Source organism: Parafrankia irregularis (genome assembly GCF_001536285.1).
In the GTDB taxonomy this organism is placed as follows: Bacteria; Actinomycetota; Actinomycetes; order Frankiales; family Frankiaceae; genus Parafrankia; species Parafrankia irregularis.
Genome location: NZ_FAOZ01000019.1, coordinates 105,266 through 127,409, shown reverse-complemented (window position 1 = coordinate 127,409; position 22,144 = coordinate 105,266). Strand labels below are relative to the sequence as shown.

Below are 22,144 nucleotides of genomic sequence, written 5' to 3'. Positions count from 1 at the left end.
GTCGACCCACCGATAGAAGATCAAGTATGGGAGGTTCATCGTGGCCGACCGCTCCACCGGTCACACGGTGCTGCTCGTATACGGCACGAGACCCGAGGCGATCAAGATGGCGCCAGTGGTCCACGAGCTTCGCCGAACCAGGTCACTGCGTCCCGTGCTCGCCGTCACCGGGCAGCACCGGACGATGCTCGACCAGGTCAACAACCTGTTCGGGCTGGTCCCCGACTACGACCTGGAGATCCTTCAGCACCGGCAGTCCCTGTCCGGGGTGACCACCCGTGCGCTCGGCGGCCTTGAGGCCGTGATGGCCGAGGTGCGGCCGGATGCCGTCGTGGTCCAGGGCGACACGACCACGGCGTTCACCGGCGCACTCGCCGCCTTCTACCAGAACGTGCCCGTCATGCACCTCGAAGCGGGGCTGCGCACGGACGACCCGATGTCACCGTTCCCGGAGGAGATCAACCGGCGGCTGACCGCCCAGCTGGCGGAGCTGCACCTGGCACCGACCCCGTCGGCCCGGGCCAACCTGCTGGCGGAGGGCATCCGTCCCGAGTCGGTTCTCGTCACCGGCAACACGGTGATCGACGCCCTGCTGCACGTGGCGGCGGCGCCACCACCCGACGACCCGCTGCTCGCCGAGGTCCGCCGCCTGGCCGGGCTCGACGAGCCCGCGGAGGTCGGCAGACGTCAGATAGTGCTCGTCACCGCGCACCGCCGCGAGTCCTGGGGCGAGCCGCTCGCCCAGGTGGGCGCGGCGCTGGCCCGGCTGGCCACCGAACGGCCCGAGCTGCTGGTCGTGCTGCCGGTCCACCGCAACCCGGCCGTCCGGGAAGCCGTGCTGCCGCCGATCGCGGGACTGCCCAACGTGCTGGTCGCGGACCCGGTCGACTACTCGGCGTTCACGCACCTCATGGCGGCGGCGACCGTGATCGTCACCGACAGCGGAGGGGTGCAGGAGGAGGCCCCCAGCCTCGGCAAGCCGGTGCTGGTCCTGCGGGAGAACACCGAGCGGCCGGAAGGTGTGCGCGCGGGCACCACCCGCCTCGTCGGTACCGACACGGAGCGGATCGTCGCCGCCGTCGGCCAGCTCCTGGACGATCCCGTCGCCTACGCGGCCATGGCGGAGGCGGTCAACCCGTACGGCGACGGGCAGGCCGCGAGCCGCGCCGTCGCGGCGATCGAGCACCGCCTGTGCGGAACACCGGCGCCCGACCCGTTCATCCCCGGCGCCCGCGCCATCAACATTCCGCTGCGGATTCCCCACCAGCCGACGTACTCGGAGGTGATCGCGCCGGGAACCAGCGCGGTACTGGCCGAGCAGACCGCCGCCGGCGCTTCGGCACGATTCAAGGAGGCCGGCGCGTGAGCCGCCTGACACAGCTTTTCGCCGGCAGCCGCGGCGCACGGAGCTCGGCCCGCACCAGCGCCCGCGCCCGCGCCGGCACCAGCGCCCGTGCCGGCACCGGCGTCCACACCGGCGTCCACACCGGCGTCCACACCGGCGGGGAGCAAAGCTCGGTCGGGCGCCGACGGCGTACCCGTGGGGCCGCGACCGCCGCCGCGGCGGGCCTGCTCGCGCTCACCGTGGGAGCCGGCACGGCCATCGCGGCACCCGCCGGCGGCAAGGGCGGATCACCGGCGCATCCACCCCGCCACGCCCGGGCCGCGACCCCACAGGTACATCCGGGCGACAAGGGGCTCAGCACGCTGCCCGCCCCGCCGGCGCCACCACGAACACCACCACCGCGCCGGGCTCCGCGCCCGGTGCCCCCCGGCCGCGGCGACGCCGCCATCGCCGGCGCGGCGAGCGGATCGTCAGGCACGCCGGCAACCGGGTCGTCGGCCGCGGCGGCAACGGCGGCAACGCCCCTGGCCGCGGCGGCGGCGACCGGTCAGGGCACGCTGATCCTCTACGACACGACCGGCACCTGGGGATGGCTGGGCGAGCAGTACGCCATGCAGGCCGCGAACCTGGCATCGCGTTTCGGCACCTGGCAGGCCCGGCCCGTCAGGTCGTACACGGCCGGCCAGATGGCGCAGTACGCGGCTGTGATCTACATCGGATCGACCTACGACGAGCAGGTGCCCACGGCCTTCCTGACGGACGTCCTGGCCGGGACCAGGCCGGTGCTGTGGATGTACGACAACATCTGGCAGCTCACCGCGCAGGCGCCGAACTTCGCGACGACCCACGGCTGGAACTGGTCCGGCTTCGACACCACGTCGATCGGAGCGGTCCGGTACAAGGGAACCGATCTGACCAGGCTCGCGACCAACGCCGCGGGGATCATGAACTACGGCACCGTCGACACGACAAAGGCGACGGTGGTGGCCGAGGCGGTGCGCGCGAACGGTACCCGCTTCCCCTGGGCACTTCGTTCGAACAACCTGACCTACATCGGCGAGATCCCGTTCGCCTACGCCGACATGACCGACCGCTATCTCGCCTTCGCCGACATCCTGTTCGACGCGCTGGCCCCGCAGACAGCAACCCGGCATCGGGCACTGGTGCGCATCGAGGACGTCGGGCCCGACGCGGATCCGGCCGAGCTGCGCGCGATCGCCGACTACCTCTCCTCGGTGAACGTTCCGTTCTCGGTCGCCGTCTACCCGCGCTACGTCGACGCGAACGGCACCTACAACAACGGCGTGGCGCAGGACTACACCCTCGCGTCACGCCCGGACGTCGTCACCGCACTGCGCTACATGACCCAGCGCGGCGGAACCCTGATCATGCACGGCTGGACGCACCAGTTCTCGAACGTCGCCAATCCCTACTCCGGTGCGAGCGCAGACGACTTCGAGTTCTTCCGCGCCCATGTCGACGCCCAGGACAACGTGGTCTACGACGGCCCCGTACCCGGTGACAGCCAGAGCTGGGCCGCCGGCCGGATGGACGGGTCCGCCGCCGCGTTCACCGCCGCCGGGCTGTCGGTGCCGACGGTCTTCGAGTTCCCGCACTACGCGGCCTCCGCGCCGGACTACGCCGCGGCGAAGGCGAAGTTCCCGCGCCGCTACGACCGCGGGCTGTACTTCCGCAACCAGCTGGCCGGCGGCACCATCGACCACACGAAGTTCGGCGGCCAGTTCTTCCCCTACCCGGTCACCGACATCTACGGTTCGTTCATCATTCCGGAGAACATCGGCAACGTGGAGCCGGAGGCGTTCAACAACCACCCCGCCCGACTACCCGCCGACCTCGTCGACGCGGCGCGCCGCAACCTGATCGTCCGGGACGGCTTCGCGAGCATGTTCTACCACCCGTATCTGGGGGTCGACTATCTGCGGCAGACGGTCGAGGGCGTGAAGGCCCTCGGGTACACCTTCATCGCCGCTTCCGCGGTCTGATCCCGGCCGGCCGGCCGGTCCGCCGGACCGTCTGATCCGCTGGACCGCTGGACCGCTGGACCGCTGGACCGCTGGCAGGGCACGGGAGCTCCCCTGGGCTCCCGTGCCCGTGCCGGCCCGCCACCGCTACAGCGCCTCCTGGTGTTCTACTGCGATTGCCGCGGCTCCGTGACACGGATTCCCGCGCCGATTCCGGTCAGATAGAGCGGGCTTTTCTCGGTGAAGTCCGGGATGTTCTCCTCGCCGATGTACAGGTCCAGATGCTGTTCACCGCCGAGCCCGGGTGTGAACTCGTCACGGATCTCCCAGGAAGTCCGTCGCAACACCTCGCACGCACTCGGGTCAATCTCGGATCCGTCCTCCTCGACACCACATTCCTCGATCACGAACGTGGTGCCGGCCGGCAGCACGGAGGAATCGGCGGCGGCACTTCGGAACGGCACCAGTGCCCGGCCGGCGGTGTCGCTTGGAATGTCGTCCAGCCAGAATCCGGTGTCGTAGGACCAGTTGAGCATGGATCCGGCGAGTGGCGCACTGGTGATCCGACCGGTCCCCTCGTCGCGCACCGCCTGGACGAAACCGGCGGGAAAGGTGCCGAGCAGATCGGTACCGAAGGAGCACTCCCGTTGGCGGCAGCCACGGACCACGGTCGGCGGCGTCCCCTCGTGAAATCTCTCCACCGCCGTGTAGTAGACCGTGATCTCCCAGCCCTCGTTCTGACCGCCCGGCGCCCGACCGCCCGCCGGCTCCAGACAGGCGGCGAGGCAGGCATACCCACTGATCAGCGCCGGAACCAGCAGGATCCGCCGGCGGCGCCGGCCGGGCCGTGACGGTGCCGCGCGGGCCGCCCGGGTCGCGCGGGCCGCACGAGAAGTCCGTCCATTCCTTCGCGAGATATTCACGCCCACACTGTGCAGGGGCACCTCCTCCGCTGGCAATGACAAAAGCCGGCAGAGCCATCACAATTCCGAAAGACCACACCGGGACAATTATCTCGACCCATCAGAAACCAGAGTTACCACGTCTTCCTGCACACGCCAGCCAAGATCTGCCGCCACCACCGCCACCACTTCCCCCAAGCAAGAAGTGCGGATTTTGGCGCCCGCAGCAACCGAAATCCTCATTTCCTGCGGTTCGTCAAGCGACTCGGTGCCCGACTTGTCGCGATTGGCATGAATGCTGGCGCTGCGCGGCACGGCCGCACGCCCCACAGAAGCCGGAAACCGACGAAGCAGGTACCGCTCTTCAGATAGTTCGCATTTCCCGAAATCCGTGGGCGTCGTTCAGGTCATCGCCGTGGCGGCCAGTCGGCTGTGTTTCACGGCCACGCAGCGGCCATGGGCGGGAAGTGGCAGCGGTCCAGGTGGGCTGAGGAACTCGCCCTGCCCCTGGTCCACACCGGCGGCGGACAGCACCCGCAGCTCGTCCGCGGTCTCGATACCCTCGGCGACCAGCGTCGCACCGATCTGCCGGCTGAAGTGGACAAGCGCCTCGACCAGCGCCCGGCGGGCCGCGTCGGAACCGACATTCATCGAAAGCCAGCGGTCCATCTTCACGACGTCCGGCAGGAACTGCACCATTCTCCGCAGGCTCGCATAGGCGACGCCCACGTTGTCCACCGCGATCCGGGTCCCGAGGTCACGCAGCTCCAGCAGGCGGTCGAGCGTCGTCGGCAGCTCGTGGTTGCCCTCGCGCTCGGCGATCTCGACGACCACCTGGTCGGCGCTGGGGCCGTCGATCAGCTCGATGAGCCGCCCGGACGCGATGGTCGCGGGCGACGCGTTCACCGAGAGCGCCAGACCGCGTGGGAAGCGCGGCAGCTCCGCCAGGGCCGCACGGATCGCCGCCAGCTCCAGATCGATGCCCAGGCCGACCGACGTCGCCTGCTCGAACCAATGGGCCGGCGACAGGACGCCGTCGTCGCGCCGCCCACCGGGATCGCCGCTGGACCCACTTCCCGGCGCGGTCCGCAGGCCGTCAGGCGATGGGAACCGGGGGAAGCGCGCCAGCGCCTCCGCACCGACGATCCCATGCGTCGGCAGGTCGAACATCGCCTGGAAGACCATCGTCGGCCCACCGGAATCGATGATCTCCCCGATCACGGACCGGACATGATCGTCATCGGCGTGGCCGCGGTGGATCGCGGAAACCGTGTCGGTGAGGACGTCGGCCAGCAGGCTCAGGAAACGGACGTCCCGCTCGCCCAGGTTCGGGTCCGGCTCGGTGCCCAGCGCGCACAGCATGCCGTAGAGCTCGCCGTTGTCCAGGTGGACAGGTGTGCCGACATAGGACCCGATGCCCAGATCACGCGTGACCGGCAGGTTGGCCGTGCGGCTGTCCGCTCGAGCGTCGGGCACCACCGCGGGAAGACGGCCGTCCAGCACTCGGGCGCAGTAGGTCTGCTCCTTGTCGACCCGGTACCCGACCAGGCTCTCGACCAGGTCACCGTCGCCCGCGACGAGATCGATGACCTGGTGGTCGCCGCTGAACCTGGCCAGCCAGGCGACATCGGTCCGCAGATGACGACGCGCGAGGTCGAGGACGCGCCTCATCTCGTCGTTGTGATCCCGCGTCTGCGGGCCTTCCGGACCCGGGTGCCCACCGGATGCGCGGTCGTCAGCCTTCCCGGGCGGTCCGGAGCCCACTGGCACCTCCCACCCCCCGCCGGTCACAACATCGTTCACGGCGTACACCTCCCGGCCGGCAGCGCTCGCGCATCGGCGTTCCCTTCCGATGGTGCGCCGCCAGCCCGCAGCCCGCAGCCCACGACGGCACAGCGGGCCCCGCGCCGGTGCAGCGCACGGCGGGGCCGACCGCGGCGGGCTGCTGCGGGCAGCCGGCCACCGCGGGCCACCGTGGGCAACGCGGCGGGACCGGTTCAGGGGGCGGGCGCCGCCAGGCGACGACGGCGCGCGATCTCAGCGAGCGCGATGCCCGTGGCGACCCCGGCGTTCAACGACTCCATAGCTCCGGCCATCGGGATCCGGACCTTCAGGTCGCAGCACTCGCCGACGAGCCGCGAGAGGCCGCGCCCCTCCGAACCGACCACAAGAACCAGCGGATCCGCGGCAACCTGGAGATCGTCGATGTCGACCTCCCCGTCCGCCGCCAGGCCGACGATGAACAGGCCGGACTCGGCGAACGACCGCAGGGTACGGGTCAGGTTCACCGCTCGGGCGACGGGCAGCCTCGCCGCCGCACCCGCGGACGTCTTCCACGCCGCCGCGGTCATACCCGCCGCGCGCCGCTCGGGAACGACGACACCGTTCGCGCCGAACGCCGCCGCCGAACGGACGACGGCACCGAGGTTGCGCGGGTCGGTGACGCCGTCGAGCGCGACGACCAGGCCGGGCGCCGCGGACTGGGTGGCGGCAAGCACGTCATCCGGGTGGGCGTACTCGAAAGGCGGGACGGAGAGCGCGAGCCCCTGGTGCGGTGCGTTCGGGCAGAGCCGGTCGAGCTCGACCCGCCCGACGTCGACCACGGTGAGACCGGCACGGCCGGCGAGGCGGCGGGCGTCGGCGACCCGCTCGTCGAACTCGAGGCCGCCGGCGATCAGCAGGGAGCTCGCCGGCACCCCTGCCCGCAGCGCCTCGACCACCGCGTTGCGGCCGACCACGAACTCGTCGGTCTCGCCGCGCCGCGCGCCGTGGGCGCCGGTGCCGCCGCTCCCGCCGGCGGCGGCGCCGGAGCCGGAGCCGGCCGACGACCCCGCCTGGCCCTGCGCACTCGGACGCCTTGCTCCGCCCCGGGCGGCCGCAGCAGCCGCGGCGGCGGCACGGCGCTGCGCCGGATGACCGGTCCGCTGCTCGGCCGGTGGTGTCGCGCCCTTGCCCTGCAGCCCTTTGCGGCGCTGCCCGCCGCTACCGATCGCCGCACCCTTGCGGTGGGAACCCGACTTCGCGGCCCGGCCTCCCTGCCCGCCACGGGCGACTCCGCCGCCACCCCGGCTCTGGCCACCGGCCATCACAGACCACCTCGTAACTCGCGTGTTCGGGCCGTCGACCCGCCCCGCGAGCCAACTGATCAACTGACCGTGCCGGGCGCTGCCTGCTGCCAGCCGCGACACAGCCGTACCCCAACGGTATCCGGCCGTGTCACGCCACGCGGCGGACACCATCACCAATGCCCACATCGACCAGCACTGCCCACGGCGATGCGCGCGCCGAAATCGACATGGACGTCGGGAAAGACGTTGACTGTCTGACAGCTATCGGACGGCTGTCGGACGCCGGCGACACCGGTTGCGCGGTACGGCCGGCCCGATCGAGTGGTCCCGGACCGCTCGATGCACAGGTGGACCCCACGAGTTCACCGAGAGGCTCCGCGAATCCGCGACTTGCTACCTATCCTCAGTGGGATGGGCGGGCGCGTGTCTGGAGGGCAGGTGGGCGGCTTCTCCTGGGCGGGCCCCGGCCCAGCCCCGGTGCGCGGCGCGGCTGGCGCCCGCTGCCCGGTGTGCGCCGGCCCCGTCGGTCGCGTCGCCGGCCGGGAGAGCTTCGGCCCGCGGTCGCGAACCAGCGGGTTCTGCCCACGATGCCGGACGCCTTATTCCTTCTCACCGCCGCTGCGGTCCGGGGACGTCGTCGGCGGCTACCGCGTCGTCGACTGCCTCGCCGCGGGCGGCCCCGGGCCGGCCGGCTGGGTGTTTCTGGCCGTCGACCTGGGTGAGGCCGGCGAACGCGCCGGTGACGCCGCCGCACCGGGAACCAGCCACACCGGCGTCACCGACGGCACCCGCCGTGCGGGGCGGCAGGTGGTGCTGAAGAGCCTTCGGCGCGCGCGGTCACGCCCGGATGGCCGGCACGGAGCCTGCCGCGTGCCGCGGCGCCTGCCGCCCGACCCACCGCTGCGGCATCCGGCGATCGTCCCGATGCTGGGCGAGGTCTGCCACGGCGGCACGGATTTCGCGGTGATGGGGTTCGTGGCCGGCCCGTCGCTGTCGCAGCTGCTCCGCTCCCGGCGGGAGGCCGGAGCCGTCACGAGTGCGCCGCTGCCAGTGCCGGCTGCGATCGCCGGGGCGCTGCGCCTGCTGTCCGCGCTGCGGTACGTCCACGAGCGTGGCTATCTCTTCTGCGACCTGGCGCCGGGCAACGTGGTCTGGAACGGCGAGGAGGTCACGCTGGTCGACCTCCAGTCGCTGCGCCCGGCAGGCCGCCACCTCGGCGCGTTCCACGTGACGGCGGGATTCGACGCCCCCGAGCTCGCCATGAGCCCCCCGTCGGTGGGCTCCGACCTCTACGCTCTCGGCAGGCTGTTGGCCACCGCGGCACTCGATTTTCCGCACCGAACGTCAACATATCGATACACCCTTCCGACGCAGGAGGTCGACCAGGTGCTGGCTCGGCACGCACCGCTGCACCGGTTCCTCCTTCGTGCCACCGCCGCCGACCCGGGGAGCCGGTTCACCGGTGCCGCGCACATGGCCTCGGCGCTCGGCGAGGTCGCGGCAGGTGCCGGCGCCAGCTGGGCGCCGGCGCGCCCCGCGGGCCTGGCCGAGGGCCCCGAAGAGCCCTCCCACCAGCCAAAAGGCCCAGGAGGTGGCGGCACTTGCGGAGCGCACACGGATGGCGGGCGTACTGCGGACAGGACTCCCCACAATCCACGCAGGACGGCCGGACGTTGACACCCAGGCGGGCACCGCGATCATCGGCGTCGACGCATCTGACGGATCATGCCACTATTCATCTCGGCGTCCTTGGATTTGAGCAGGTCGACGTGATATATCCGGTCCCCACAGGACGGGCAGGAGGCACTAACCACATGGCTCCGCGCCACACGGCTCCGCGCACACCGCCCAGACTCGCTGTCACTGGCGGGCCGCTGCAGCGGCCGGTGGCCTGACCATGGACCTCAACTCCCGTAGCGGGCACAGCTACCCGGGGCACGGCTACCCTCCGGCTCGTCCGGGCGGCCATCATCCTGGCGACGGATATCCGGAAGAGGCCGGCCACGCCAGCGGCTATCACGTCGACGAGGCACCCACCGCGGGTTACGCCGAGGGCTATGGCTCGGCGGAGTTTCACCCGGACGATCCGGCCGCGGAAGGCTACTCAGCCGGCCGTTTCAGGGCCGCGCACTATTCCGAGAACTCCTACGGGGAGGGCGGCGGCTACCCGGAGAACTCGTACCCGGAGAACAGCTACCCGGGCGATGCGTATCCGGGCGCCGGCTACACCCCGGAACCCGGCACCTATCGTGACAGCGAGTACCACGGCGAATACTCCGAGCGCGCGTATGAGTCGTCGTCGTATCCGGCCGGGGCCTATCCCGGCTCCGGGTACTCCGGCGGCGGATTCACCGAGGACGGCTACCCGGAGGACTCCGACGCCGCGACGATGCTGCTGGCGCAGCACGGCACCCCGAGCGACGAGTCCGGCGACGACGAGATCATGCGTTGCCCGGTGTGTGCCGCGCCCAACTACACCGACGCACGGTACTGCGAGGCGTGCGGCTTCGCGTTCGCCGGAGCACCGGTCAGCGGCGGCGACGAGGACCACCGCGAGATCGATCTGGGGCCGCTGGCCGGCGTCTGCGACCGGGGGGTCCGGCACACGACGAACGAGGACGCGATGGGCGTCGCGATCGTCCACGGCACGCTCATCGCCGTCGTGTGCGACGGCGTCTCGACGACTCCCGGCTCCGGCGAGGCCTCGGCGGCCGCGGCGGCCACCGCCACAGCCATCCTCGCGGACGCTGTGCGCGCCCACGGGCCCGGCGAGGCGGTCCCCTACAAGGAACCGTCGAAAAGCGCCGCGAGCGAGGTTCTCGACGTGCTGGAGGAGTACTCCGAGTTCGACGAGCCGCGAACCGCGCCACGGCGGATCTCCGGCGGCTTCGGCCCGGACGAGGCCGACGCCGCCCTGCACACCGCGGTGGAAGCCGCCCAGGCCACCATCGCCCAGCTCAGTGCGGCCGAGGGCCGGATGGCCCCGTCCTGCACCTTCGCCGCCGCGATCATCACCCAGCCCTCGGCGGACGGCCCGGGGATGGTCACCGTCGGGTGGGTCGGCGACAGCCGCGTCTACCTCCTGGGTCCCCGCTGGTGTGAGCGGCTCACCGCGGACGACACCTGGGCGGCCGAGGCCGCGCGGGCCGGGCTGATCCCCGCCTCGGAGGCGGAGACCCACCGGCGCGCGCACACCCTGACGCGCTGGCTGGGTGGCGATGCCGAGGACGTGACCCCGCACACCGCCGCCTTCCCGATCGAGACCCCGGCCACTGTGGTCGTCTGCAGCGACGGCCTGTGGAACTACTCGTCCCGCCCGGACGTCCTTGCCTCACTGGTGAACCATCTCGATCCCGACGCCGCCGCGCTGGACGTCGCGCGCCACCTCGTCGACTTCGCGATCGACCAGGGCGGCCACGACAACATCACCGTGGTCGCGGCCAGGGTGACAGGTTGACAATGCTGCCCGCGTCGGGGCCGCCGGTCACCGACCGGAGCGACACCGCTGCCAGACCAGCAGGTGGGCGTGTGTTTCGGCGTGCGCTCGCCCGGGGCAACGACGCAACCCGCTGCCTCCTACGGGAGGTGGTTCACATCGACATTCCAACAACAGGTACGGTTCGTCTGAAGAAATACGTCGAGAAGATGGACGAGATGATGGTCCGCGACTCGTCGATGTCGGCCAGGACTGTCCGGGTGAACAGGTGATCAGGTGAGCGCACGCTGCCCGGAGGGGCACCTGTCCCACGATCCCGACTACTGCGATCAGTGCGGGCTTCGGATCGTGGGTGGTCAGGATCGTTATGGTTTCCGTCAGGAGGAGGGTGGCCGCGGGGCCGCCTATCCGGCCGGCGCGCCTGCCGGGCGTTCCGCGGATCCGTATGCACGGCGGGCACCGGAACGGGACCCCTCAGGCCCCCAGGCCAATGGCGGAGCCCAGGCGGGCTACGACCCGCTCGGAATCCGTCGTACCCCGAGCGACGCGGCCGGTGTCGCGGATCCGCCGCGCGGCCAGGGCCGCGGCGGCGACCCGTACGGCGGTTACGGCCGCGAGGGCTACGCCGAGGAGCCACGGTCCGCACGGGGCTATCCGGTGGATCCGTACGCCCGTGACGGGTACGGGAACGCGCCCGACGACCGCGCTCGGCCCGACGGCCGCGGCGAGCGGTCACGCGAGGAACGGCACGATCCGTACCAGCGCGACGACCGCGGCGCCGGCTTCGGCGGCCGTGACGACCAGGGCGGCTTCGGTGGCCGTGACGACCAGGGCGGTTTCGGCGGCCGTGACGACCGCACGCCGCCCGGCTACGGGCGCGAGGAGCGCGGCTACGCGGTTGGCCGTGGTGAGCCCGAGCCCGCGTTCGCGCGTGGACGCGACGACCGCGGCTACGGCGCGCAGGAGAGCCGCGGCGGCTACGGCGGCCCCGAGGCCCGGGGCGGCGGATACGGCGCGGGTGACCCGGCTCGGCCGGCACCGGACACCGACGGCCGACGAGGCTACCGCGACGGCTCGTTCGGCGGGCCCGGAGGCGGCTACGACGCGGATCCGCTGGGTGGGCCGGGCGGTGGCGCCACACCGGTTCCGGGCGGCCCAGGTGGCCGGAACCGGGCCGCGGACCGCTACGCGCCCTGCCCGAACTGCCGTTCGCTCAACGACCCGGCCGCGCGCTTCTGCGAGACCTGCGGGCTCGACTTCAGCACCGGTCAGCTGCCCGGGCAGGCCGGCCCGTCAGCGCTCGACGACGCGGGTGCCACGTCCCGGCAGGCCGGGTCGCGGCGCGGCGCGGAGGGCCGCCACGGCACCGACCCGCGGATGCCCGACCCACGGTTCGGCGAGCAGCACCGCGACGACCGGATGGGCGACCCACGCCTGGCGGACGACCGGCGTCCCGGCAGCCGCGGTCATGACTGGGATGACGCCCCGCCGAGCGGAGCGTGGGAAGCCGTCATCGAGGCGGAGCGCGAGTACTACGACAGCGGCGATGACCACCGTGTGCCGTTCCCCCAGTTCTACCCGCGGCGGGTCTTCCCACTGACCGAGCAGCAGATGCTGATCGGCCGGCGCAGCGAGTCGCGGGGAATCAACCCGGAGATCGACCTCTCGGGCGCACCCGAGGACCCGGGCATCTCCCGCGCGCACGCAACCCTGGAGCGGATGCCCGACGGCACCTACGCGGTGCGGGACCCCGGTTCGACGAACGGGACGCGTCTCAACGACGAGCCTGACCCGATCGAGCCCGGTCGCGCGATTCCGCTGCGCGACGGCGACCGTGTCTACGTGGGCGCGTGGACGAGGATCACCGTTCGGGCGCAGTGAGCGCGGTGGATGTTCGGGCACAGTGATCTGTGCCCGGTATGACCGAACCGGCACCCGGATCCGTCCGGGTGCCGGTTCGTCGTTTCAGTGCACTTCGTCGTTTTCAGCGAGCTGCGTTGTCTCCGTGAGCTGCGTTGCTTCCAGTGAGGTCAGCGCCTGCTGCCTCAGGAGAGGTGCCAGCGCTGGCCTTCCGGGGTGTCCTCGATGACGACGCCGGACGCTGCGAGGCGGGAGCGGATGGAGTCCGCCTCCGTGTAGTCCCGCCGGGCCCTGGCCGACGAGCGCAGATCGAGCAGAATGCCCATGACGCTGTCGAGCGCCGGGCGCAGCTCGGCGCCGGCCGTGGGCCACTGCTCCACCGGGTCCAGGCCCAGGACGGTGAGCATCCGACGGGTCACGTCGACCCAGCCGGCCAGCTCCCGGCTGTGGGCCTTGGAGAGCACCTGGTTGCCTCGGCTGACCGCCCCGAACAGTGCGGCCAGCGCCCGGCCGACGGCGAGATCGTCGTCCATCGCCGCGGCGAACTCCGACCAGACCAGCTCCGGCGTGAGGTCGCCGTCCGCCGCGGCACCGGCCACGGTGCCTGGGCCCGCTGACCCCACCTGGCCCGCCTCGGTGCCTGCCAGCGCCGCGGCCTCCGCCGGCCCGCCCAGGATGTCCAGAGCGTTGCGTACGAAGGTCTCGACCCGGTCGTGCGCCGCGCCGGACTCGTCGAGCGTCTGCGGGCTGTACTCCAGCGACGAGCGGTAGTGCGCGGAGAGCAGGTGATAGCGCAGCACCTGCGGGCGAACCGTGGCGAGCGCGTCCGTCACGAAGAAGGAGTTGCCCAACGACTTGGACATCTTCGTCCCGCCGGTGGTGAGCAGGCCGATGTGCATCCAGTAGTTGGCCATCTCGCCGCCGGCCGGCCCGCCGGCCGCGCACACCGTCTGGGCCCGCTCGTTCTCGTGATGCGGGAAGACCAGGTCCAGCCCGCCACCGTGGATGTCGAAGACCCCACCGAGGTACTTGCCCGCCATCGCCGAGCACTCCAGGTGCCAGCCAGGGCGCCCCGGGCCCCACGGCGAGGACCAGGACGGCTCCCCGGGCTTGACGGCCTTCCACAGCGCGAAGTCGCGCGGGTCGGCCTTGCCCGGTTCGGCCTCCGGGGATGGATGCATCGAGGCGGGGCGCTGGTGCGAGAGCGCGCCGTAGTCCGCGAACGCGCCGACCCGGAACCACACCGACCCGGCGCCGGGGTAGGCGAACCCGCGCTCCACCAGCACGGAGATCATCTCCAGCATCTCCGGGATGTGCCCGGTCGCGAGCGGAGAGATCGTCGGTGGCAGCACGCCCACCGCCCGGTATGCCTCGTCGAAGGCTCTGGTCTGACGGGTCGCGAGCTCCCAGACCGTCGTCCCCGCCCGATCGGCATTGATGATGATCTTGTCGTCGATGTCGGTGACGTTCTGGACGAAGGTCACGGACAGCCCGCTCTGCGTCAGCCAGCGGCGCAGCAGGTCGAAGGCCAGCCCGGTGCGGATGTGGCCCACATGCGGCGGTGACTGGACAGTGGGCCCACATACGTACACACCCACATGACCGGGGCGCAGCGGCACGAACGGCCGCACGCGCCGGGTGCGCGTGTCATAGAGGCGAAGACCCATCTGTCAAGGGTAACGGCCTCGGCCATCGCCACGCCGAAGGGAGGCCCTCGAAACGGCTGCGGCGCCACCCATCCGGCGCCGCCATCCCGCGACCCGCCCAGGCTCAGCCGGTGGTGAGAACGCGCTCCGCGGCGACGCGGATCACCAGCCTGACCTCGTCCGGCCCATCCCAGCCGTACGGAGAGCCGTTGTACTTGACCGACAGGAGATCGATGAGCTCCTTGCCGCCCTGCTCGGAGAGCGTCGCGACACCGCGGATCTCCACATAGCTGTACGGGTCCTGCTGGTCGAGGAACATCAGCCCGACCCGTGGGTCCCGGGCGATGTCGCGTTCCTTCGCCCGGCCGCGCACCGTCGAGAGCAGCAGGTCGTCGCCATCGCGGGCGATCCAGAGCACGGTCAGACGAGGCGACCCGTCCGGCCGGATGGTCGCCAACGTCACGTACGTCGGAGCATCCGCGAGAGCCCTGACCGCCTCGGGAAGACGCGCCGCCATCACACTCCTCCGGGACTCGCTCACCGGGCACACCCTCTCATCCCGCTGGCACCAACCTACGTCTGATGCGGGTCAGGCATGCCCGAGTATGCGACAAAACGGGTGCCCACGGTGAGGCGCCCCCAGGGAAAGGCCGAAACCGGGCCGTCGGCGGATTCAGCCGCCCCGGGAGCGTCGGCCACCCGGGACCGTCAGAGCCGGGCCACCAGCGCCGTGGCGACCGCGGCGAGCCCTTCACCCCGACCGGTCAGGCCCAGGCCGTCTGTCGTCGTCGCAGAGAGGTTCACCGGTGCGCCCAGGGCCGCCTCCATCGCCTCCTGCGCCTCGAGACGCCGCGCAGCCATCCGTGGCCGGTTGCCGACCACCTGGACGGCAACGTTGCCGATCTGCCAGCCGCCCTCGGCGAGCAGGCGCGCCGTCTCGCCGAGCAGCGCCGCGCCGGACGCGCCGGACCACTCGGGACGACCGGTCCCGAAGACCGCGCCGAGATCCCCGATGCCCGACGCGCTGAGCAGCGCGTCGCACGCCGCGTGCGCGGCCACGTCGCCGTCGGAGTGCCCGGCGAGACCCGTCTCACCGGGCCAGAGCAGGCAGGCGACCCAGCAGTCGCGGCCCTGCTCGAAGGGGTGGACGTCCACGCCCGTGCCCACCCGGGGCAGCGCCGGCGCGGTCACCGGTGCCCGTCGCGGGGCAGGGAGTGCGCCAGCAGCGCCTCCGCCAGAACCAGATCAGCCGGCCGGGTCACCTTGAACGCCTCCTCGGCGCCGGGAATCGTCGTCACCGGCACACCCAGAGCTTCGACCAGACCCGCGTCGTCCGTGACGGGGAGGTCCCGGTTCGCGTAGGCAGCCCGCAGGATGTCCCGCCGGAAGCCCTGTGGGGTCTGCACCGCACGCAGGCCGTCCCGGCGCGGGGTGCGCACGACTCGGCCGTCCGCGTCGATCTCCTTGATCGTGTCCGCCACCGGCAGCACGGGGATCACAGCGGGATGACCATCGAGGACCGTCGTCGCGACCGCGTCCACCAGCTTGGCCGGGGTCAGCGGGCGCGCCGCGTCGTGAACGAGCACGACGCCGATGTCGTCATCCAGCGCGTCCAGCGCGACCCGGACGGAGTCCACCCGCTCCGCGCCGCCTGGCACGACCCGCACCCCGGAGCCGAGGAGCTGCCCCACCACGTCAACGAGGGTGGGCGGCGCCGCGACGACGACCTGGGAGACAAGCGTGGACGACAGCAGTGTCTCGACTGCTCGTAGCAGCATCGGGCGACCAGCAAGCGGCCGCAACGCCTTGGGCGTGCCACCACCGAGGCGCTCGCCCCGGCCCGCTGCCGGCACGACCGCCCCAACCCGAGAGTTCACCAACTAAGGCCTCCGCGGCGCCATGGATATATCGCCGCCCGGCGGTCCCGGGCGGGTGAGAGGCCCCCTTTCGGGGGCACTCCCACAGGTATGGATATCCGCCGCATCCAGGATTCGGTCGGAAACATCAAGCCTTGCGCTGACATCGAACGGTGCGCAATACCGCCCGGGTGTCACCGACCACACATGCCGGAGGTGGCCGGTATCAACCGGCGAGAACCTCGTCGAGCATGGCCTCGGCCTTGTCTTCATTGGTGCCCTCGGCGAGCGCCAGTTCGCTGACAAGAATCTGTCGAGCCTTGCTCAACATGCGCTTCTCACCCGCGGAAAGACCACGCTCGCGATCACGCCGCCAGAGGTCACGGACAACCTCGGCGACCTTGTTGACGTCACCGGAGGCAAGCTTCTCCAGGTTCGCCTTGTAGCGCCGCGACCAGTTGGTCGGCTCCTCGGTGTGCGGCGCGCGCAGCACCTCGAACACACGCTCCAAGCCGTCCTGACCGACGACGTCACGCACGCCGACCATGCCGACATTGTCGGCTGGAACACGGACAGTGAGGTCGCCCTGGGCAACCTTCAGGACGAGATAAAGTTTCTCTTCACCCTTGATGACGCGCGTTTCAATCGCATCAATCAGAGCAGCACCATGATGCGGGTAAACAACGGTCTCGCCGACTTGGAACGCCATGTGTCACGTGCCCCTTCCGCCTCTACCAGCGTAACACGCACGCATCGCCGCAGGTCAGACGCGCGCTGCAGGCGAGGGCGGGGAACAGCGCGATCGTCGTGTTCCGGCCACCCTCCGAGACGGACAGGTACAGCACGCGACCGGGCCGGCGCGCAGGCCGACCGGATCCCCGCAGGTCGGGGCCTATCAAGCGACCGAGGTGTCCGGCCGAGCGAAACAGATGGTGATGCGGCGGAAGTTGTCCGGTTGTTGGTATCAAGGGCGTCGTGACACTACCGCCGGCTGCCGAACGGTCGCGCTCGACCCGCCGTCGGCCCCGCGCGAGCCGCCCACGCCGCCGGGCGTGTCGACCACGGATCGCCCGGCCCGCCCGCTCCGCGGGCTCCGTCCACCGCGTACGCCCGGGAAGCGTCATGGACCGCCCGGTCGGCGTCGCACCGGCCCAGCAGGGCACGAAGGTCCGGCCCCGCGGCCGCGGCCTCCCAGCACTCTCCGGCACCGGCCGGCGGGGTACACGACGGACCACAGAAGGCGCGACGACGGCGTTGATCGCGGACGGCGGCGGCCCTCGCCGCGGGGTGGCCAAGGGCCCGCAATCCCTAGGCATTGCTGCCTTTTCCAACCGGACCGGCGGGGGCCGGCCGGCCTCCCCCGCGAGTGCCAGGCCCGCCTGAGCACCCCCGTCCGACGTCCCACCTTGGCCCGGCGAAGCGAGCCAGATCATGCGGCCGCCGGACCACGGCATCCGCATCGGCTTGCACCGGACGGGCCGGAAACGAAATGCTCTCGATCGCCCACCCCCCACGGCCGGCAGCCCTTCCGCCAGTTCCACCCGCCGGCCAGGTCAGCCCGCGGGCTGGTCAGCTCCACCCGCGGGCCGGGCGGACAGCAGCTGGACAGCAGTTGTCCGGGCCACAGCCGCGGGTTCCCGACGGCTCACACCGCTCGGCGTCGGCCGGTCCGGGCCTACGCCGGTCCGGCACGGGCCGTTCGGGCCCGCCGTAAGCCGTCCGATAGGTCCGTGAAGTCGCGCCCAACACGCTGGGGCCGCACATAGCGGGCCGAGGTGGCTAGTGTTAGCCCCGCACCCGCGGCCCGGCCTGGGTCTCGCGGGTGGCACGGGTGCGCTTCCGGTGTGCCATGGACTTTCCGCTGGTCGGATGTGTCCGCGGCCACACCGGCGCGCACCGGCCGCTGCGAATCCCCGCAACGGCCACCTGACCGGTCACGACCGTTCGGCACCGACGCGCAAGGCGCGCCGGTCCCTGCGCAGGAGGAGCCACCGAGCCGTGAGCCGCCGTCTGGGTGCTCGTTCCGCGATGTCCACCTTCGAGGGGACGTCGCCCGCCGAAGCCACCGACACCAGTGGTCCGCTGCACACCACGGCCGGGGCCGACGTAACCGTTGGTCTCCGCAGCCGTGCGCGTCGACGGGCCATCGTCACGTCATCTCTCGCCGCGGCAGCCATCGCCGCGTCCGCCCTCAGTGGGTGCGCCTCCGGGACGGACGCACTCACCAACGCCGCCCGCACCACGACCAACTCGGTGAGCGGGGCCGTCGGCTCCGTCACCCTGCGGAACGTGTACGTGGCAGGCCCCGCGGACAAGGGCGAGAGCGCGCAGATCATCTCCGCGGTGTTCAACGGAGGCGCCGAGGACGACAGCCTCATCAATGTGTCCTCTCCGTCCGCGAGTGGCGGTACCGCACCATCCCCGTCGATCATCCGACCCGGCGGCGGCAACATCTACATCGCCAACGGGTCCGCGCCGACGCTGACCGGCCTCACCGAGGATCTGGTGGTCGGCGACGAGATCCCGGTGACGTTCACGTTCGCCAAGTCGGGCAGCGTCACGCTCGACGTCCCGGTCGAGACGCCGGCCCCCGGCGCCTCGGCCGCGGCGACCGCGCCTGCCACGCAGGCCACCGCCGGGCAGACCACCGCGGCGACGGCGTCCGCCGGGGCGACATCGACCGAGCTGCCCGCCACCGGGGCCACGTCCGCCGCGGCGTCCGCACCGGCGAGCACCGAGGCGACTCCGACCCCCTGATCCACTGATCCGTCCAGCCCGGCCCGGGGTCAGTTCGAACCGGGCCGGGCTGGACCGGTGTCCTGCGTTGCTTCCACCCAGGAGTGGAGGATTGTGGTCGCCGATACGACCGAAATCCTCCACACTTCGGACCACGGCTTCGAGTTGCCGCCGCCGCCGGCATTGCTGATGAGCAAAATCTGAGGATTGTGGTCGCCGGAAAGGCGAAGATCCTCCGATCTTCGCCTTTGGCCCTCGGGTGCTGAGGCAGGGCGGCAGGGCGGCGGAGCGAAAGGGCAGCGCAGGGGCTGTCCGACCCGGGCTGTCGGACCTGGCGGCTACCGTGACGTCATGTCCTCTGTTGGTCCCACGGGGCGCCCGGCTGGTGGTCTCGGGCGGGCATCGTCCCGGAACGGCACGAGCTCCCGCAATCCCGCCGGGGGCTTCCGCTGTTCCGCGTGCGAGGCCGAGGCGGTCCGGTGGGCCGGCCGCTGCCCGCGTTGCCAGGCCTGGGGCACGCTGGAGGCACAGGCACCCGCCCCGCGAAAGCCCGGTGCGCCGATGGGCGGGCTGGGCGGTTCGACCCGGCTGGGCGCGGCCGCGCCGGTGACAGCCCCGGCCACGCCCGTCACCGCCGTCGATGTGACGGCTGCCCGCAGGCGCCCCACCGGCATCGGCGAGCTCGACCGGGTGCTGGGTGGCGGGCTCGTCCCCGGCGCGGTGATCCTGCTTGCCGGCGAGCCCGGCGTGGGCAAGTCCACCCTGCTGCTGGAGGTCGCCGCGCGCAGTGCCGCGGCGGGGTCTCGTGCACTGGTCATCACCGGTGAGGAGTCCGCCGCCCAGGTCCGGCTGCGGGCCGGCCGCACCGGCGCGCTGCATTCGGATCTGTGGCTGGCCGCGGAGACCGATCTCGGTGCGGTGTTGACGCACGTCGAGGAGGTCCAGCCCGCCCTGCTCGTCGTCGACTCGGTCCAGACGATCTCGTCGGCGAGCTTCGACGGCTCCGCCGGCGGGGTGACCCAGGTGCGTGAGGTCACCGGAGCCCTGATCCGCACCGCGAAGGCCCTGGGGCTGGCGACCGTGCTCGTCGGCCATGTCACCAAGGAGGGCGCGGTCGCCGGTCCGCGGCTGCTGGAGCACCTGGTGGATGTCGTCCTGCACTTCGAGGGCGAGCGGCACTCCACGCTCCGTCTCGTGCGCGCGGGCAAGAACCGGTACGGCCCCGCGGACGAGGTCGGCTGCTTCGAGATGCATGACTCCGGCATCCGTGAGGTCGCCGATCCCAGCGGGCTGTTCCTGTCCCGCTCGGGCGGTGCGGGGCCGACCTCCGTGCCCGGCACCTGCGTCACCGTGACCGTGGAAGGTCGCCGGCCGCTGGTCGCCGAGGTGCAGGCGCTGGTCGCCGAGGCGTCGGCACAGGTTCCACGGCGCGCGGTCTCCGGGTTGGACGCGGCGCGGGTGGCGATGATCCTCGCCGTGGTGGAGCGGCGGGCGCGGGTCCGGTTCGGGCGTGCCGACGTCTACACCGCGACTGTCGGAGGTGTCCGGCTCGCGGAGCCCGCGGCGGACCTGGCGGTCGCGCTGGCCACCGTGAGCGCGGCGCGGGACCGTCCATTGCCGGGCGATCTGGTCGCGATCGGCGAGGTGGGCCTGGCGGGCGAGGTCAGGGCGGTGGGCGCGGTCCGTCAGCGCCTGGCCGCGGCGGCCAGGCTGGGCTTCCGGCGCGCGCTCGTCCCGACCGGTTGCGGTGATCCGCCGGACGGGTTGTCCGTGCAGGAAGTACCGGACCTTATCGCGGCCATTGCTCACATGTACGACGAATGAACATGATTTGCAATTGCCGGATATGGTGAGATGGCGCCGTGGCTGCGCTCATCCACACGAGGCCTACCGATACCATCGCTGGTGACGAGCACGACACGACGGGGGCGTTCGACGGTCAGGACGTCGAAGAACAACGAGGGAGCCTGATGGCAGGAGCACCCGGGGATGACATCTTCCGGGCGACACTCGCTGCGGTCGCGCCCGGAACTCCGTTCCGTGATGGTCTTGAGCGCATCCTGCGTGGTCATACCGGAGCACTGATCGTGCTCGGCCACGACAAGGTCGTGGAGGGCCTGTGCACCGGCGGGTTCGAGTTGGACGTGGTGTTCTCCGCCACCCGCCTGCGCGAGCTGGCGAAGATGGACGGCGCGATCGTGCTCTCGTCCGATCTCACCCGCATCGTGCGGGCCGCGGTGCATCTGGTTCCCGATCCGACGGTCCCCACCGAGGAGTCCGGCACCCGGCACCGCACCGCGGAGCGGGTCGCCAAGCAGACCGGCCTCCCGGTGATCTCCGTCAGCCAGTCGATGCACATCATCGCCCTCTATGTGGTGGGCCGCCGCTATGTGCTCGACGGGGCGGCGGCGATCCTCTCCCGCGCCAACCAGGCGCTGGCCACACTTGAGCGTTACAAACTGCGACTCGATGAGGTGGCAGGCACCCTCTCGGCGCTGGAGATCGAGGATCTCGTCACCGTCCGCGACGCCATCTCGGTGAGCCAGCGGCTGGAGATGGTGCGCCGGATCGCCGACGAGATCGAAAGCTACGTCGTCGAGCTCGGTACCGACGGCCGGCTGCTGTCGTTGCAGCTCGAGGAGCTGATGGCCGGCGTCGAGACGGAACGTGAGCTGACCGTCCGCGACTACCTGCCGGTCGGCTCACGTGCGGGCACGGCGGCGCAGGTCCTCGCGGAGCTGTCGGCCATGTCCCCGACCGACCTGCTGGACCTCACCGTCATCGCCCGGGTGATCGGCTTCTCCGGCGGAGCGGACATCCTCGACCGCCAGATCAGCCCCCGTGGCTACCGGATGCTGGCCAAGGTGCCGCGGCTACCCCGGATGGTGGTCGACCGGCTCGTCGACCACTTCGGAACCCTGCAGAAGCTGCTGGCCGCCGGGGTGGACGACCTGCAGGCGGTGGAGGGAGTCGGCGAGGCGAGGGCCCGGGCCGTCCGCGAGGGCCTGTCCAGGCTTGCCGAGTCGAGCATCCTCGAACGCTACGTGTAGCCCGGCCGGCCGGCTTCTTCTCCGGCCGGGCCACACAGCGGGCCCGCAAGCCGGACAATTGTCGTCGCAGGTTTCCGGAATCATTCTTCTCCGGAAACATTGTTCTCGCGACGCGGGAATCCATTGCCCTGAATTTCGATGTGATCCGCTGCGTGGTCACAGCGCGGACGTCATGGCAAAGCCAGCGATGATGAACCGACCTTGATCAGGCGGTATCGACATCCTCTCCGCTCCGAAGGGCACGGCACCCGCGCGCACCCGAA

The 22,144-nt window shown here is 71.5% G+C and carries 17 protein-coding genes; 9 read left to right on the top strand and 8 right to left on the bottom strand.

Translation table 11 applies throughout. From position 1 onward, the window contains the following. The first annotated feature begins 40 nt into the window (after positions 1-40). Positions 41-1,366 carry a non-hydrolyzing UDP-N-acetylglucosamine 2-epimerase gene (wecB, locus tag AWX74_RS24825; RefSeq protein WP_091281581.1) on the top strand — a complete coding sequence of 442 codons (1,326 nt, stop codon included), beginning with the start codon at positions 41-43 and terminating at the stop codon, positions 1,364-1,366. After that, complete coding sequence (locus AWX74_RS24820) at positions 1,363-3,348, top strand: DUF2334 domain-containing protein (protein ID WP_091281579.1); 1,986 nt, start codon at positions 1,363-1,365, stop codon at positions 3,346-3,348. The genes wecB and AWX74_RS24820 overlap by 4 nt, the downstream gene beginning before the upstream one ends. Before the next feature lie 146 nt (positions 3,349-3,494). Here the strand turns inward: AWX74_RS24820 and AWX74_RS24815 are convergent, their stop codons facing one another. The 3 genes from AWX74_RS24815 to rlmB all read right to left on the bottom strand — a co-directional run bounded on the left by AWX74_RS24815 (position 3,495) and on the right by rlmB (position 7,315). Further along, positions 3,495-4,250 carry an RlpA-like double-psi beta-barrel domain-containing protein gene (locus tag AWX74_RS24815; RefSeq protein WP_242666396.1) on the bottom strand — a complete coding sequence of 252 codons (756 nt, stop codon included), beginning with the start codon at positions 4,248-4,250 and terminating at the stop codon, positions 3,495-3,497. Positions 4,251-4,631: 381 nt separating this feature from the next. Continuing rightward, positions 4,632-6,032 carry a sensor domain-containing phosphodiesterase gene (locus AWX74_RS24810; protein WP_242666395.1) on the bottom strand — a complete coding sequence of 467 codons (1,401 nt, stop codon included), beginning with the start codon at positions 6,030-6,032 and terminating at the stop codon, positions 4,632-4,634. A gap of 194 nt (positions 6,033-6,226) precedes the next feature. Then, positions 6,227-7,315, bottom strand: a complete 1,089-nt coding sequence (gene rlmB / locus AWX74_RS24805; protein WP_091281575.1) for a 23S rRNA (guanosine(2251)-2'-O)-methyltransferase RlmB — start codon at positions 7,313-7,315, stop codon at positions 6,227-6,229. A 405-nt stretch (positions 7,316-7,720) separates the two neighbouring features. Here rlmB and AWX74_RS24800 point away from each other — a divergent pair, with 405 nt between their 5' ends. The 4 genes from AWX74_RS24800 to AWX74_RS24785 all read left to right on the top strand — a co-directional run bounded on the left by AWX74_RS24800 (position 7,721) and on the right by AWX74_RS24785 (position 12,614). After that, positions 7,721-8,974, top strand: coding sequence for a protein kinase domain-containing protein (locus AWX74_RS24800; protein ID WP_242666394.1), 1,254 nt, complete (start codon positions 7,721-7,723; stop codon positions 8,972-8,974). A 220-nt stretch (positions 8,975-9,194) separates the two neighbouring features. After that, entirely contained in the window at positions 9,195-10,754 is a 1,560-nt protein-coding gene (locus AWX74_RS24795) for a PP2C family protein-serine/threonine phosphatase (RefSeq protein ID WP_091281570.1), read from the top strand. A gap of 2 nt (positions 10,755-10,756) precedes the next feature. Next, positions 10,757-11,005 carry a hypothetical protein gene (locus AWX74_RS24790; protein ID WP_165615772.1) on the top strand — a complete coding sequence of 83 codons (249 nt, stop codon included), beginning with the start codon at positions 10,757-10,759 and terminating at the stop codon, positions 11,003-11,005. A 4-nt stretch (positions 11,006-11,009) separates the two neighbouring features. Continuing rightward, the gene (locus AWX74_RS24785; protein ID WP_091281568.1) at positions 11,010-12,614 is read left to right on the top strand and encodes an FHA domain-containing protein; all 1,605 of its coding nucleotides are present in this window, start codon (positions 11,010-11,012) and stop codon (positions 12,612-12,614) included. Positions 12,615-12,778: 164 nt separating this feature from the next. Here AWX74_RS24785 and cysS read toward each other — a convergent pair whose 3' ends face one another. The 5 genes from cysS to AWX74_RS24760 all read right to left on the bottom strand — a co-directional run bounded on the left by cysS (position 12,779) and on the right by AWX74_RS24760 (position 16,804). Then, the gene (gene cysS, locus AWX74_RS24780) at positions 12,779-14,260 is read right to left on the bottom strand and encodes a cysteine--tRNA ligase (protein ID WP_091281566.1); all 1,482 of its coding nucleotides are present in this window, start codon (positions 14,258-14,260) and stop codon (positions 12,779-12,781) included. 103 nt (positions 14,261-14,363) lie between these two features. Then, on the bottom strand, positions 14,364-14,756 hold the full coding sequence (locus AWX74_RS24775; protein WP_006545250.1) for a PPOX class F420-dependent oxidoreductase: 393 nt from the start codon (positions 14,754-14,756) through the stop codon (positions 14,364-14,366). Between the two features lie 191 nt (positions 14,757-14,947). Next, positions 14,948-15,430 (bottom strand): 2-C-methyl-D-erythritol 2,4-cyclodiphosphate synthase, encoded by a 483-nt coding sequence (gene ispF, locus AWX74_RS24770; protein WP_091281564.1) that lies wholly within the window; start codon positions 15,428-15,430, stop codon positions 14,948-14,950. Beyond that, positions 15,427-16,116, bottom strand: coding sequence for a 2-C-methyl-D-erythritol 4-phosphate cytidylyltransferase (gene ispD, locus AWX74_RS24765; protein ID WP_006545252.1), 690 nt, complete (start codon positions 16,114-16,116; stop codon positions 15,427-15,429). The genes ispF and ispD overlap by 4 nt, the downstream gene beginning before the upstream one ends. A gap of 205 nt (positions 16,117-16,321) precedes the next feature. Beyond that, positions 16,322-16,804 (bottom strand): CarD family transcriptional regulator, encoded by a 483-nt coding sequence (locus AWX74_RS24760; protein ID WP_006545253.1) that lies wholly within the window; start codon positions 16,802-16,804, stop codon positions 16,322-16,324. Positions 16,805-18,093: 1,289 nt separating this feature from the next. Here AWX74_RS24760 and AWX74_RS24755 point away from each other — a divergent pair. The 3 genes from AWX74_RS24755 (at position 18,094) to disA (ending at position 21,881) form a co-directional block, all read left to right on the top strand. Next, complete coding sequence (locus AWX74_RS24755; RefSeq protein WP_091281562.1) at positions 18,094-18,852, top strand: copper chaperone PCu(A)C domain-containing protein; 759 nt, start codon at positions 18,094-18,096, stop codon at positions 18,850-18,852. A 330-nt stretch (positions 18,853-19,182) separates the two neighbouring features. Then, the gene (gene radA / locus AWX74_RS24750) at positions 19,183-20,655 is read left to right on the top strand and encodes a DNA repair protein RadA (protein ID WP_091281560.1); all 1,473 of its coding nucleotides are present in this window, start codon (positions 19,183-19,185) and stop codon (positions 20,653-20,655) included. 146 nt (positions 20,656-20,801) lie between these two features. Next, positions 20,802-21,881, top strand: coding sequence for a DNA integrity scanning diadenylate cyclase DisA (gene disA, locus AWX74_RS24745; protein ID WP_006540211.1), 1,080 nt, complete (start codon positions 20,802-20,804; stop codon positions 21,879-21,881). Positions 21,882-22,144 lie beyond the last annotated feature (263 nt).